12 protein-coding genes and 1 pseudogene are annotated in these 13936 nt (G+C 42.3%); 12 read left to right on the top strand and 1 reads right to left on the bottom strand.

All coding sequences use genetic code 11. From position 1 onward, the window contains the following. Positions 1-153 precede the first annotated feature (153 nt). Positions 154-435 carry a hypothetical protein gene (locus RMZ41_RS11430; RefSeq protein WP_322642111.1) on the top strand — a complete coding sequence of 94 codons (282 nt, stop codon included), beginning with the start codon at positions 154-156 and terminating at the stop codon, positions 433-435. 140 nt (positions 436-575) lie between these two features. Here RMZ41_RS11430 and RMZ41_RS11425 read toward each other — a convergent pair whose 3' ends face one another. Further along, complete coding sequence (locus RMZ41_RS11425) at positions 576-1154, bottom strand: hypothetical protein (RefSeq protein ID WP_322642112.1); 579 nt, start codon at positions 1152-1154, stop codon at positions 576-578. A 182-nt stretch (positions 1155-1336) separates the two neighbouring features. Here RMZ41_RS11425 and RMZ41_RS11420 point away from each other — a divergent pair, with 182 nt between their 5' ends. The 11 genes and pseudogenes from RMZ41_RS11420 to RMZ41_RS11370 all read left to right on the top strand — a co-directional run bounded on the left by RMZ41_RS11420 (position 1337) and on the right by RMZ41_RS11370 (position 13930). Beyond that, on the top strand, positions 1337-2974 hold the full coding sequence (locus RMZ41_RS11420; protein WP_322642113.1) for an ATP-binding protein: 1638 nt from the start codon (positions 1337-1339) through the stop codon (positions 2972-2974). Between the two features lie 369 nt (positions 2975-3343). Beyond that, positions 3344-3901 carry a DUF192 domain-containing protein gene (locus RMZ41_RS11415; RefSeq protein ID WP_221704832.1) on the top strand — a complete coding sequence of 186 codons (558 nt, stop codon included), beginning with the start codon at positions 3344-3346 and terminating at the stop codon, positions 3899-3901. Between the two features lie 400 nt (positions 3902-4301). Beyond that, positions 4302-4931: a hypothetical protein gene (locus RMZ41_RS11410; protein WP_322642114.1), complete on the top strand. Its 630-nt coding sequence runs from the start codon at positions 4302-4304 to the stop codon at positions 4929-4931. Between the two features lie 92 nt (positions 4932-5023). Next, positions 5024-5359 (top strand): hypothetical protein, encoded by a 336-nt coding sequence (locus RMZ41_RS11405; protein WP_104899401.1) that lies wholly within the window; start codon positions 5024-5026, stop codon positions 5357-5359. Between the two features lie 38 nt (positions 5360-5397). Continuing rightward, positions 5398-8226: a hypothetical protein gene (locus RMZ41_RS11400; protein ID WP_322734497.1), complete on the top strand. Its 2829-nt coding sequence runs from the start codon at positions 5398-5400 to the stop codon at positions 8224-8226. A 113-nt stretch (positions 8227-8339) separates the two neighbouring features. Then, positions 8340-9071 carry a hypothetical protein gene (locus tag RMZ41_RS11395; RefSeq protein WP_322641954.1) on the top strand — a complete coding sequence of 244 codons (732 nt, stop codon included), beginning with the start codon at positions 8340-8342 and terminating at the stop codon, positions 9069-9071. Positions 9072-9140: 69 nt separating this feature from the next. After that, the gene (locus RMZ41_RS11390; RefSeq protein ID WP_322641955.1) at positions 9141-10292 is read left to right on the top strand and encodes a hypothetical protein; all 1152 of its coding nucleotides are present in this window, start codon (positions 9141-9143) and stop codon (positions 10290-10292) included. A gap of 51 nt (positions 10293-10343) precedes the next feature. Beyond that, positions 10344-10454 (top strand): annotated as a pseudogene (locus RMZ41_RS11385) (four helix bundle protein); the annotation flags it as partial. Next, positions 10453-11238: a hypothetical protein gene (locus tag RMZ41_RS11380; protein WP_322641956.1), complete on the top strand. Its 786-nt coding sequence runs from the start codon at positions 10453-10455 to the stop codon at positions 11236-11238. The pseudogene RMZ41_RS11385 and the gene RMZ41_RS11380, both read left to right, overlap by 2 nt. Before the next feature lie 17 nt (positions 11239-11255). Continuing rightward, the gene (locus tag RMZ41_RS11375) at positions 11256-13100 is read left to right on the top strand and encodes a TrbI/VirB10 family protein (protein WP_322641957.1); all 1845 of its coding nucleotides are present in this window, start codon (positions 11256-11258) and stop codon (positions 13098-13100) included. After that, complete coding sequence (locus RMZ41_RS11370; RefSeq protein ID WP_322641958.1) at positions 13097-13930, top strand: hypothetical protein; 834 nt, start codon at positions 13097-13099, stop codon at positions 13928-13930. Before RMZ41_RS11375 ends, RMZ41_RS11370 begins: the two co-directional genes overlap by 4 nt. Positions 13931-13936: the final 6 nt, after the last annotated feature.

Raw genomic sequence — 13936 nt, 5'->3', positions numbered from 1 at the left:
GTTTTATGTCATTATTGGCGCTCAAGTACGAAATTACATTGCCTCTTGCTCTGTTTATGGTTTAGAAGTTTTCTTATTTTTTAGTTCAAAGCACAGTTACACAACTTGAAGTTCTGTTGAAGTAAAACTTAGGAAAGAAGTGTAGAGAAAAATATGAGCGATCGCTTAATGGAAAAACTGTTTAATGAGACAGTCAGCCCAATCTTCTCTTCAAACAACTTAACTAAATATTCAGCGCTCAAACAAAGAGAAGACGAATTCAAAGCATTATTTAATATTGAACTAGTAGAATATGTTGACTCGAAGAGAGGATTTAACTTTTCTCTATTTATCCGCGACTTTTTGAGCGAAGCTAAATTGCCATATAGCAGTGCTGTTAAGAAAAAATATGGAGAGCGAGCGGCGAATTTGATTGGGGAATTAATTTGTATTTGAAAGCCAGATTTTTTCTCAACTAAACTAAAGCATAAATAAGGATTTTAATTTATTTTTAGTAGCTAAAGCATTGCAGAAATCTAAGTTGAGCCAGAATGCTAATCGCTCTCACTAATATTGTTATATAGAATATCACATCCTTAGTTCTTCCTTTGGACAAGATAGCCTTGGCGGTAATCACTCTTCTTTAATTTGGAAGCTTGACGTGCAGACCACTGACGCATAGGAGTAACTTTCTCTACATGAAGTAGCTTCTGCCGATAAGTATCATTACCCGTTAGTTGAGCGATCGCACCAGCAATAAATCGAGCGCAGCGTTCTGGTTGAGACGAGACTTGTTCCTCTGCAAACCGAATGACAAGCCAGTTTGCATCGACAAAACACTTGTTTCGGTAATCATCCTCGCCGATACAGTGGGTAGGCTTAAGAGTTGCAAACGAAATTGGCTCATCAACCTCCAAATCTATGTGTAAGCCAGTATTTGGTTCAATAATAAGAAAATCAGCCGTAAATGGTAGTCGATGCCCTGGAGGAAGCATCACCTGCTGGGGAGAAACAATTTCACCAAAATAGTGTTTGAGAACATTTTCAAACAGCCCCTCACTTGCCCCGATTGGTGCATCTCCCTGTCCAGAAGGAAAAACTAAAGGGGTAAACTGTTTTTTTTCTTTAACTAACTCTGGGATAACAACAATTGGATATTCTGGTGTCTTTGCCATACTTACACTAACTCTTCATACTGCAATTATCTAAATTCACAACGCGATTACACAATCAACAAAATACTGAAAATCAACCAACTTTTTTCTAATTTATGGACGCAAGAATTAGAAAATTCTCAGTTCTCGTACAGCATCTCTTCTGGATAAGATTACTTCTGAGTACGCTACAAACAACTGAGATGAAGTCTAGCTTTGACTATCTAGAAGACCTTCTTGCGGACAACTATCCAATCGTCGCCTGCGAATCTCCCCTCCAAGAACGTCACCGCCTCCTCACCCGAATCACTACTTACTGTCAGCAAGCAGGCAAAAAAGCCTACATCTGGAGTCTTAGCGAGGATAGTATTAAAGAACTAGCCGTAAGCGCCGAAGAAAATCTGGTTCTTCGAGAGTTTGACGACTATAAACCTTCGATAAAACAAAATAAAGAAGACTATTTTCAAGTACTCAATTTTTGGAAGTTTTATTCTGGTAGCGGAGTATTAATCGTTGAAAATATTTTTCCTTGGATAAAAGAAAGCATACCTAAAGAATCTGATTTTATTTTTATATCAGAATGGATTAAGTCATCGTTAATAAATATCAAATTTCATACCAAAGATAGTGGTAAAACTACTATCTTACTAGGAGCAAACGCGGAAATAGCAAGCGAAATAGCGGCAGAAATTCCCCTATGGAGTCAAGAACTACCAGATGCACAAGAAATTATTGATAGTTTAATCAAAAGCAAGATTTTTTCTTTAACATATACAGATCAAGACTATTTAGAAATTGCTAACGCTAGTGTTGGTTTGTATATTTCTGATATTATGTATTGCCTAAACGATATTAGTAAAAATCATGATTTAGGAAATTCCAGTGAGATAGCCAAGCTTCTGCTATCAAAAAAAATTCAACTGCTCAACCGCTTGTATGACATTGAATTCTTACCTCCGCCAAAAGTCCAGCTTGGAGGATTGGAAATTATGCAGCAGTCATTCAAAAAATTCAAGCGATTGCTTACCCCGCGTGCCAAACAATATAATCTGCGTGTACCCAAAGGGATTATGCTTGTGGGCCCACCGGGGACGGGAAAATCACACTCAGCAAAAGCCTGTTCCCAGAATATGGGTATTCCTCTTATCATGGTCGATTGGGGCAACTTTAGAAGTTTTGGCAACCAAGCAGAAATGAAGCTTAAACGCTTGTTGCGACTGGCAGATAGGCTCAATCAAGTAATTTTGTACTTCGACGACTTTGATAAAGGCTTCGCTGGGGATGATGACCTCGCCAAACGGCTTGCTGGTCAGCTGTTGACGTGGATGCAAGAGCGCACGTCAGATGTACTAGTCATCGCGTCAGTCAACCGCATGGAATGGCTGCCACCCGAACTCACCCGTGCTGGACGGTTTGACTATTTATTTAAGGTAGACCTGCCCAATAATGGGGAAAGATATAGTATCTTCAAACTGCACGCTGCCCGATTTGACGAACGTTTTCGCAATGGCGGCGACCCCTGGAGCGAGGAACAGTGGCGCAGAATTCTTAAAGCCACCAATCGGTGTGTAGGTGCAGAAATCCAGACAATTGTAGAACGCGCCGCTAGTACCATATTCTGCGAAACAGTAATAGAAGATACCTACGCATCAAGCAAACTCCCCGCACTCGAACTAACAATCGAGGCATTACTAGAAGAACGCCGCCAGATTAACCCGCTTGCCATCCGCGAAGCCGATAAAGTCGAGTCGATGCGTAACAAAGCTGACCAACAAGCTTTACCTAGTAGTCCCCTCGATGAAAGCAAGTTTGCTGTTGGTAACATCGAGATTTTTAGCTAATGAAAGGAGCCAGAATACAGAATTCAGGAGTCAGAAGAACTCCAGCCATAAAGGAAGGAGTTTCGCGCTGGTGGTTAAAAAAACTTTTTTGTTTTGCTTAACAACTCTGATAAGGCTTTAAACCAACAGTTAAGAATCATTCGTACAAAATCCTCAAGCCTTACGCAAGCTTTCTCCTGAATTCTGATCAGAGGCGGAGCGTCTCCGGCTCCGCTCCTGAGTTCTGAGTTATGACTACTTCTTTGTAAATATCATAAATCAATTCAAAGTTTCATCATGTTTGAACAAAAGCAAATGTAGCCAAAACATTTCAACAGATCATAATGCTTGCCATTTATAACCACTCTAGTACTTTATTTATCTAAAACTATGGAAGTTACAAGACAAACCGCTCAAACCAACATTCAAACGAAACAAGCACAAAATCCAGAAAAAAGTCTATTTTTCAAAATTCTCAATATCGTTGGGCCAATTGCTGGTTTTACTGCTGCCCTCTCACCCCTACCACTATACTTTTGGACTCGCCAGCCCCAGTATCTACCTATTGGTGCAACCTTTACCAGTAATAATCAGATAGTTCAACTCGAACTAGCAGACGATAGAAAAGAATATGCCCACGGACTCAAATTCCGTGACTCGATTCCCGAAAATCACGGAATGTTATTTGTCCTTAACAAACCTGAAAAAGTTAAACTTTGGATGCAGGATACGTATATTCCTTTAGATATGATATTTCTCCAAGATGGAGTTATTAAATCAATCGTAGAGGCGGCTCCCCCCTGCAAAACAAAAACCTGTCCTAAGTATGATTCCATCTATCCTGTTAACCAAGTTATTGAACTACCTGCTAACAGTACCAAAACCCTCAACCTCAAAGTAGGCAAGAAGCTCCATCTCGACTTCAACCCAAATCAAACGCAGAATTAGTTGACGGACAATTTATTTCACTGGGTAAATTAACGGTAAGCCACCGTAATTACACTACCTCACATATCAATTACTGACCCCCGATATAGACTATATCGGGGGTCAAACATTATGAAATAAACCACTGATTTAAATGTTGAAAGCTGTCAATCAAAATTTTCTAATTTTTTACTAATGATTTACTGAAAAACATAGTGTTTAAAAATGGAAAATTTTTAGATGCTTTTACGGATATTAGTCTCATAAAATAGGTTTACAAGCGAGAAGTTGGAGCAGAGATTTACTCCAATCCAAACTATGTACTAGGGGCAGACTCCGCCAACAGAATAAAGCAGTAATTCAGTCGTAATTACCCCTACAAAGTTTCATCCAGTAATTTACCAAATCATCTACTTTTTTTATGAGAACAGACTACGAATCTAATTTTAGCAATGACCGCGATAGCGAAGCGCTGCTGCGAAGCGCAGATCGCATTCCTTCCTACGAAGAATACGGATACCCCGCTCCCACCCGTCGCCGTCGCAACTGGAAAGAAAACGCCAGCATCGCCGGACTAATGGCAGTTGGTACTGGCTTAATGATTGCAGATATCTCGATTCATCACATGGTAATGGCATCGCTGGCCTTTGGAACTGGCATTGTAGCGTTACTACCCAAGGAAGCAAACTTGCTACTTTCCAACTTCGAGAAATGGCAGCGCAAGTATGGCATCAATATCTATACCGTCTTGTTCTGCTTAGTAGGTGTAATATTTATGTTGGATATGGCCGCTGCACCCGCAAACGCCCAGTTTATGCAAAACGCAGAGGACTTTTTCACAGAGTATTTTACAGGTGTTGACGCAGACATCATTAAATACGTATTCGCAGTACTGCGCGGTTTGTTCTTAATTTACCTTGGTATTGGTCTGATCCGGGTCGTTCAATCAGCCAGAAACGACGAGGATTGGCAAACAATCGCCCGTACACCAATTATCGTTGCCCTCACAGTTGTAGTCGGAGACTTGCTTGCAGGACTGGTAACAGGCTGATACCAAGTATTCAAAAAAGCCACCACGAGTGGCACAATTCCACAAGTGCCACTCATCAAAATTTCAAAAACTGACTTTTGTCTTTCGTAATAATGGGCAGAGAACGGGAATTTCGTACTGTCAACCGCGTATTAGGAGACCAGCCACGCCTCGGGCCATTCCCTGCCGACCAAATTGTTCCCTGGAGTGCGATCGCTCTCATCTCCTACATGGTAGTCAAGGGTTTTATGCAAGCTTCTTGGCTTGCAACCGGAATTGTAACCGCCTGGGGATGGGCAACCTGGTGGACAGTAAGTTCTAACAAAGCCTTTTTCGGTAAGTTTGTCGGCACACCCCGCATCACGCGTGGTTACAAACCTTTTGTCTCCCTCGTTAATCCTCTACAACCTCAACCCAAGAAAAAGCGCCAGCTGAAAAAACGCAGATAAAGCTTCTGAATTAATACCAGCGAACAAAACTACAGGCTATGAGTTCGACCACCTCAACGAAAATAAAGCACAAAATTGGTAAAAAATCTCTCGACACCGAACAATTAGGTGTTGTCAAAAACCTGACACCGTTTGAGGATATTACCCATTTAGCCGGGATTGCAAGTATCTCGCTTGCTGGTCGTAGAGATATCGGCGCACTCATCCTCCAGAAAAAAGAAGATATTCAAATTAAGTTTTGCTTCGACGTACAGGGAATTCACCCGTCTTTACCCGAAGAACAGATTCTCCCCATTTTTGAAAATATTGAGGGCGGACTCAAAGAACTTCCCGAACGCGAAACCTTAACAATTCATCTTGGTTCGTTCACTGATGATTTTCTCCGGCAGCAGGAACTAAAAAAGATAGAGGATAAATGCGATTTAGAGCAATTAACTTTATTAGTGCGATCAGAACGTCTGCGAGCGAGAGAACTCACTGAAGCGGGAACCCGTAAAAATAAGTTTTTACGTTTCTGGTGTACCTATAGTATCCTGGCTTCTGAAGACAGTCGCTCAAATGATGCGATTGAAAAAACTATCAAACAGTTGCAGAACGCCTGGTTCCAATTTACTGGTCAAATCCACGGTGTTCGGCAAGAACGAATCGAAACAATCTTACGGGATAGTTTTACCTCTGGGTTTCAACGGTGGGAACAACTTTTTACTAACTCAATGGGGCTTTCAGTACGAGCAGTCACAAGTGAGGAAGTATGGTCGATTCTTTGGAGTCAATTTAACCGTAGCGACGCACCCAAAGTTCCCAATCCTGTCATATTAGATGAAGAGGGGCTTCGAGAAGTTCAAACCAGCGATTTCCATATTCGCCACCTGATGCTGGAGAATGAGAAATCTGTCCCGTTTCTCGATCGCAGCTGGGTAAGACTACAAGACAAGTATATCGGTGTCCTGCAATTTAGCGAAAAGCCCCAAGGGTGGGTAGACGAATACGCCCAGCTTCGATACCTCTGGGAGGTAATATCCAAAGAAAAAATCTCCGATACTGAGATTATCTGCCAGCTATCTAAAGCTAACCAGGGACTCGCCAAAACTGCCCTTCAACGAATTACCAAACAGTCAATTACCTCCAGCGCGATGTCTTCTGAGAAAGGGTCAATTGACGTAAAAGCCAATATGAACATCGAGGAGGCAGTTAAGGCACAAGAAACCATCCTCAGAGGCAGTTTGCCCATCCATACTGCCGTTGTTTTTTGTGTTCATCGTCACAGTCGTCAAAAACTCGATGAAGCTTGCCAATACCTTTCTAGCTGCTTCTTACGACCTGCTGTAGTTGATAGAGAAATTGAGTATGCCTGGAAAACATGGTTACAATGTGTACCTATTGTCTGGGAAAATCTACTCACAAGACCCTTTAACCGTCGCCTCCCCTATTTCTCATCAGAAGTTCCCGGACTCATGCCGATAGTTAGAACGGCTACGGGAGATAAATGCGGGTTTGAGCTAATTGCTGAAGAGGGAGGAACCCCAGTACATCTCGACTTGTACAAGCAGCACAAAAATCTCGCTATTTTTGGTACTACCCGTGCAGGTAAATCTGTCTTAGTAGCAGGTCTATTAACACCTGCTTTGGCTCAAGGCATTCCCGTAATTGCACTTGATTATCCCAAACCCGATGGTACTAGTACGTTTACTGACTATACCAAATTTATGGGAGAAGAAGGGGCATATTTCGATATTAGTAAAGAGTCGAACAATCTATTTGAATTACCTGATTTAAGGGGGTATGAGCCGGAAGTTATTAAGGAAAGGATGACCGATTTCAAGGAATTCCTGAAATCAACATTAATGATAATGGTACTAGGGACAAACCCTGTAGGGGTAAGTCCCACAATGATATCAAATATCGAAAGTATTATTACAATCACAATTGAAACTTTTTACAACGATGAAGATATCAAACTTCGGTACAAGCTAGCATTAGAAAATGGATTGGGAACACCTGAATGGGCAGATATTCCCACACTTAAAGATTTCTATAATTATTGTTCGCCTGGGTTTATCAAACTTGATTCAATCACCAATAATAGTAAAGAAATTCTTGATGCTCTTGACCAAATCAGATTGCGATTAAAGTTTTGGCTGAACTCACGAGTTGGACAATCAATCGCCAATCCATCTAGCTTTAAAACTGATGCCCGACTACTAGTATTTGCATTGCGATCGCTTGGGAGTGAAGCGGATGCCGCAGTCCTTGCCCTTAGCGCTTATTCCGCAGCATTACGTAGAGCTTTATCATCCAAAGTATCAATATTTTTCTTAGACGAAGCGCCGATTTTATTCAGTTTTGATAGCATAGCCGAGCTAATTGGTAGACTCTGCGCCAACGGTGCGAAAGCAGGTATACGTGTAATTTTATCTGCCCAAGAACCAGAAAGTATTTTCCAAAGTAAGTCTGCTTCCAAGATATTTGCTAACATCACTACCCGCCTTATCGGGCGGATTCAAACATCAGCTGTTGACCCATTTGTTAACAGATTTAAATATCCTTATGAAATTATCTCACGCAATAGTACCGAAGCATTCTTTCCAAAAAGCGAAAGTATCTACTCACAGTGGTTACTTGACGATAATGGCAAACTTACTTTCTGTAGGTATTACCCTGCTTATTGCTTACTTGCAGCAGTAGCAAATAACCCGAATGAGCAAGAATTACGCACTCTCTTCCTCAATAAATATGCCGATAATCCAATGCTGGGTATGGTGAGATTTTCTGAGGTATACATACAAATGCTTCGGGGGGATGAGTTAAGCCAAGAAGCACAACAATTACTGGATAACAATAACAATAAGCAATTAAAGTCAGCATAAATTATATAAGGCAAACTAACAAATAATCTGGACTGGGAAAAAGAAGAATCAATAAATCATAAAAAAGTGGCTTAACTTTAATTGCCACATTGGTTATTTTATCCACAAAAAGTATGAAACAAAAGTTCAAATTTACTAAGAAAGGGGCAATAATCGGGTCAATCATTGGTCTGGTTACTTTACTCGGTACAGCACCCAGTTATGCTTTTTCAATTGACGATTTTTTCAAGGTTTTAGGCAAATTCAATAACTATTTTGAAGAAACCAAAAACGAACTCACCGCAGCAGCTAATGAATGGGGTGGAATGAAAAGCGAAGCTAAAACTGCTATTCAGACTGGCAGTATGGATATGCCAGACCCAGTAAATTCAGCCGAAAAGCTCAAAGAGCAACTCAAGAGCAAGGGTAACTGGAATGAAAGTAATACAGTTGAAGGTGCTGTAGGTGCAGCTAACGAACTGGAGAGAGAAACCACCCGCGCCACGATCGCCAGCGTCTTAGGGGAAATCGGTCAGGAACGTACCAAAAATGAAATAGAAGCAACTGAACAAACTGTAGCTGAGGCCAAAGAACTTGCGGAATCTGCACAATCAATGGATGCTTCACAAAACATCCTCAAGGTAATTGCTGCCCAAAACTCGCAAATTATCTCAATGTTGGGGCAATCCCGCACCGACGGACTGCAAGCACGGCACGATGTCCAGCAAACGAACCTAATGCTATCTCAACTTGCCAAACAAGGGGCAAGCGATCGCCGTCGTCAAAACCTGATGATGGACGGTATTAGCGCCCAGTATATCGAAATCAGCGGGTTTAGCAGTCTCAAAACTACAGCAGGTGAATAATTCACCCTAATCAATTGGTCATCTCAATTGCAGAGATGACCAAACCTTCACGCCTGTTAATCAAGTGCCATGTTAGAACACCTCATAATTGCAACCGACCCATTTTTTGGGCAAGACATTTTAGAAAATGCCGCCGCTGGAGCGCAACTAGTAGCAGAAGGTTTCAATGAACTTTGGCAAGAAACCCTCAACGGTAGCTTGTATGGCTCGATGTGCAAAGTTGGTCAGTTTTTTGCGATCGCCACACTCACCCTTTTTATGGTTGAGTTAGGCAAAAACTGGATAAATCAAGAAGATATGAAAGCTCTCTCCAGTTGGATATGGCCCATCCTGGTTATCGGGCTACTAGCTAACAATGGCACTTTACTCAGAAGTGGAACACTCGCCATCCGGGGATACATTAATACTGTCAATAATGACATTCTTGAATTTACCGCTGCCGGAGCCAACCTAGAAGTAGCATTCAATCGCGCAGTTGGCAATATTGCCCTCCAGCAGCAAGTAGGGGCGGCAATGGAAAGATGCCGCTCAATCCCTGGTAACACGCAAGATTCAATCACCTGCTTGCAACAAGCAGAAGCAGAACTCAAAACCTCTGCGCCCGATCTATTCAAAGGAGAAGCCCCCGATAGCGGTAGTTGGGAGTTTAACCCACTTCAGGCTTTATCTGATGCCAAAGATGCGCTCGACGACCTCTCCCCCGGTCAAATTGCCGAAAAGATTGGTAATTCTATCACCAGTACAATCGGCTCGATGATTACCGGATTTGTCGCAGTCATCCTCCTCGCCCTAAATAACGCCTACCAGTGGGGTATCGAATTCACGATGCTTTTAACTGCCCTACTTGGCCCGTTGGCAATAGGCGGTTCACTACTCCCCTTTGGCGCGAAACCTATTTTCGCTTGGCTAACTGGTTATTTCACCGTTGGAATGGCAAAACTTTGCTTCAACATGATTATTGGTTTGTGCGGACAACTTATTGCTAATTCCGAACAAAATCAACCGATGATATTTCTCCTTTTTGTTGGGTTGGTTTCTCCTATCCTTTCATCTGCATTAGCCGCAGGTGGTGGAATAGCTGTTTGGACAGGATTAGGTAAAACAGTAGCATTTGGCTCTGAAATTGCAGCAGGAATCGCTACTGGTGGAGCAAGTACAACTGCTACGGTTGCTGTCAATGCCACCAAATTTGTTAGTTCCAAAATCAAAGTTAAAAAGTAATTAGTCAGAATTCAGGAGTCAGAATTCAGGAGTCAGAATTCAGGAGTCAGAATTCAAGAGTCAGCTAAGACATTTCAATATTTGATAGTTTGGCAAAAAGCACATCAGTTTGTTTTATTAGTATGTCAATTTACTAGTGAATTTCCTAAATCGCAAATATATGCTTAAACCTAAGTCTAAATCTCAACCAGCCCGCCTTCTCAGTTATGGTCAATCTACCTCTACACCTATTGCAATGGCAATCACCATAACAGCAGGAGGAACTATTTTATCTATCCTATTGCAAATTGTAAATATTGGCATGAGTTCTAGCACAAATCGTCATGTCAAAGGCATGACGATTGTTCAACTCCAAGATGGCTCTATTTCACCTGGTAAATTTGCTGCTCCCAACGAACGCGAAGATGAAACTATCAAACGCTTTATCTCAGATAGCATGATTAAAATGTTCGGTTGGAACGGAATAATCGAAGCAACAGAGAATGGCGAAAACGTTACCAAACCTGATAAAGGAATAGATGTTCAAACAACAAAAAATAGTAGAAAAAGAATTCCGACTAGAGCTTGGGAAGCTGCATTTGCACTATCTGAAAATCAAGATTTTCGGGGAAACTTCCTCAAAAAATTAGCAGAAATTGTCCCAAATGGTGTATTTAACGGTGAAGTTCAAGTCTCACTCGTCACCCGCCATATCTCTGAACCCAGAAAAATCAAGGATGGAAAGTGGGAGGTTGATTATATCGGCACGCTTGTAAGCTTTGATAGAAATGAAAATCAAGGCAAAGGAATCGCCTTTAACAAAACAATTACTGTCGAAGCTATCGATACTCCCAAGTTACCAGCCAAGCCAACTGAACTTGATAAAAAAATTTATTTAGTACGAGAGCCAGGTTTAGAAATTACTCAAATTGTTGATTATAATCTCGGCAAAAAAGAAAATAATTAGTAATTAGATGCCAAAATATGTTACAGCTACAAGATGAGGCTTCAAATAAGCATAAATTATCTTCCGTAGATAGTCTTTTACCAATTAAGAGTAAAGATATAAAACCTTTAGAACATGAACTGGAGGGTTCACAATATGAGGTAGCTGAAGAAGATGAACTGGAAGTAGAAGACCCCGCATTAATACAAACTAAACACGATTTTGTCACATCTCCCTGGTCAAGATTAGGAATTATTGGTGGTGCATTCGGTGCTGGGTTCCTAGTTATATTTGTTGTCCTCAACGGCATGATGAATGGGGGTGGTAAAAATGCCAAAAAACCAGAAGTAACCTCTACCCCCACTCCCACGGTTGCCGCATCTGAGAAAAAAGATGGGGATGTTTATGCCAAGCTTGCCCTTGCCAAGCAACAGGAAGAACTTGATGCACTAAACGGTAAAGGCAAGACAGAAGACAAAGAAGAAAAAAAGGAAGGTACTGAAGAAGAACAATCCAAAAACAAAGAGAAAACACGTTCTACTCGACAACGAAGGGTAGTCGCTCAAGAAACTCCCCCTACTTCCAGAAGACGTGTATACCGAGAAGAAGCACCCGAAACTGTTAGACCAAGACGTAGAGAAGTCGCCTCACAGCCAATACCACCCCTGCGTCCTAGCGCTCCTCTGCCAAAATTTGCCAAACAAATAGTTGCTAGCAACCAGAGTGTCGCCAAAGACCCAATAGCCGAACTCGAACGCCTACGTAGCCTGGGTTCGGTTGGTCAGGTTGATTATATGTTAGCCAGTACCACTGTCAGTGAACCTACAAGCACAACAGCAGAAGAAGTTACAGCTAAAACTGAAGAAACATTACGCCCAGCAGAACAAAATACCAGTCGCTCCCGTCGTCGCCGTAACCGCCGCAGCGAGAATACCGAAACAGTTGCCAACACTCCCAGTCAAATTGAAGAACTGCGCCCGCGCTGGGAACCTGTAACCACAAACGACAGTACTCCAGAGTATAGTAATACTGATGACGAAGAGAACAATCAAGCCGTACCAGTTATTTATAGTTTCTCGGTAAAAGAACCACAAACTAGCTCAGAACTTGGCAAAGAAAAAACCGTAGAATCCAGTTTTGCTGGTAATAAAGAAAACAATCTCCCTCGGCAAGTCGAACGAGTTGCAAATAACTACCTGCCAGAAGAAGCACAGATACTTCAAGAAACACAACCACAGTATCTAGTTGTCGGTTCGTTTGCAAGTGCAACCCTCGTAACTCCGCTCGTGATGCCCCAAATCAACAATAACGGTCGTTCCCAAGAGCAGACAAATACGTTACGGTTTGTCGCCCAGTTGAACGAGCCGCTTTACAGCAATACTGGCGAAATAGCCATTCCAGCAGGAACGCAGGTAACTATCGCTATGATTTCGGTTGATAGCACATCAGGCGTGCGTGCCGAAGTCACGGCCATCCTCAAAGACGGAACCGAATACCCACTATCACCCGGAACGATATCAGTCCTGGGAGAGGCAGGTTCCCCCCTAGCCGCCAGACCATACGACAACAAGGGATCTGAAATTGCCAAATACGATACCACTTTAGGAACAATAGCTGGTATTGCCAAGGTAGGGGAAATTATCAACCAGGCGGATGAAGAAGTCACAGAAGATTTGCCTTTAGGTGGGACAAGAACCCGCAGCCGCAATAACAACCGCAACCTGGGAGCTGCTTTCCTTGAAGGTGCCTTTGGCAAACTTGGCGAAACAGTCAGCAAGCGGACAGAACGTGCCACCGACGAAATCAACCGCCGTCCCAATGTCTGGTATGTGCCTAAAGACACCAAAATCACAATCAAAGTCGATAGGTCAATCAAGCTGTGAAATTAAGAGATATAGCCAACTTTAGTTTAATAATGCCCTGGGCGATCGCCTTTAGCGGGTGCTTCACCATCACCTCCGTGTTTGCACCAAACCAACTTGTACTGGCAAGTACTATCCGTCAAGTTGCAGCGTCCCAGGTGTCAGGGGAGAATGCCCAATTGCAGACAGTTAAGGTCTGGCCTGGACATGGGGTATCAATATCGTTCTACAACACCAGAGAAGTCATCAAGAAAATCTGGCTGGATGACCCATCTAGGTTTGTTTTTGATGTAGACGGATGTCTTGAAGGTTTAGGTAAGTGTTCTGGAAACAGTACGGGCGCAGGACTAATTCACATTCGCCGCATCGAAACAGTCAAAATCCCCGGTTTACCACAAGCTTCTTACGGGGGGCACATGACAGTAATTACCGAATCTGGGTCAACAAGGAAAAGCTATCACTTTCAGATTGTAGCGGGCAGTGGCACACCAGAGTACAGCCAAATTGAAATTATTAGCGATACTCCCAGCAAACCTGAAGAAGTAAAACCAAAGGTTAGTTACACCGCATTATCTGATAGCAGACATATCGCTAAAGGAATGCAAGTTGCCCTAAAAAATCAGTGGGTTACTACAGACAGCAAGCTTTGGAAACGCCTCAATCAACTTGTTGAGTTGCGATCGCAAGGAGAGGAACTTGTTGTCGCCGCCAGCACCACCGGAGTATCAATGCAGTTGGTTGAAAAACTCATGGTGCTAGGTGGAAAGCGCTTTTTAGAAATACCGCCACAGCGCAATAACCCTCCCATAACACCAAATACAGGTAAAACAAACTTTCTCTTGAATCAATAATTTTTA

The sequence above is a fragment of the Nostoc sp. DedVER02 genome (assembly GCF_034530675.2).
Lineage (GTDB): Bacteria > Cyanobacteriota > Cyanobacteriia > Cyanobacteriales > Nostocaceae > Nostoc.
This window is presented reverse-complemented; position numbering and strand designations above follow the sequence as displayed.

Bases quoted from the DNA above. Each gene is read 5' to 3' on its own strand.
- RMZ41_RS11415 (WP_221704832.1), top strand. From the start codon at position 3,344: ATGGAAGTTACAAGACAAACCGCTCAAACCAACATTCAAACGAAACAA.
- RMZ41_RS11380 (WP_322641956.1), top strand. From the start codon at position 10,453: ATGCTTAAACCTAAGTCTAAATCTCAACCAGCCCGCCTTCTCAGTTAT.
- RMZ41_RS11430 (WP_322642111.1), top strand. From the start codon at position 154: ATGAGCGATCGCTTAATGGAAAAACTGTTTAATGAGACAGTCAGCCCA.
- RMZ41_RS11390 (WP_322641955.1), top strand. From the start codon at position 9,141: ATGTTAGAACACCTCATAATTGCAACCGACCCATTTTTTGGGCAAGAC.
- RMZ41_RS11420 (WP_322642113.1), top strand. From the start codon at position 1,337: ATGAAGTCTAGCTTTGACTATCTAGAAGACCTTCTTGCGGACAACTAT.
- RMZ41_RS11405 (WP_104899401.1), top strand. From the start codon at position 5,024: ATGGGCAGAGAACGGGAATTTCGTACTGTCAACCGCGTATTAGGAGAC.
- RMZ41_RS11375 (WP_322641957.1), top strand. From the start codon at position 11,256: ATGTTACAGCTACAAGATGAGGCTTCAAATAAGCATAAATTATCTTCC.
- RMZ41_RS11395 (WP_322641954.1), top strand. From the start codon at position 8,340: ATGAAACAAAAGTTCAAATTTACTAAGAAAGGGGCAATAATCGGGTCA.
- RMZ41_RS11410 (WP_322642114.1), top strand. From the start codon at position 4,302: ATGAGAACAGACTACGAATCTAATTTTAGCAATGACCGCGATAGCGAA.
- RMZ41_RS11400 (WP_322734497.1), top strand. From the start codon at position 5,398: ATGAGTTCGACCACCTCAACGAAAATAAAGCACAAAATTGGTAAAAAA.
- RMZ41_RS11425 (WP_322642112.1), bottom strand. From the start codon at position 1,154: ATGGCAAAGACACCAGAATATCCAATTGTTGTTATCCCAGAGTTAGTT.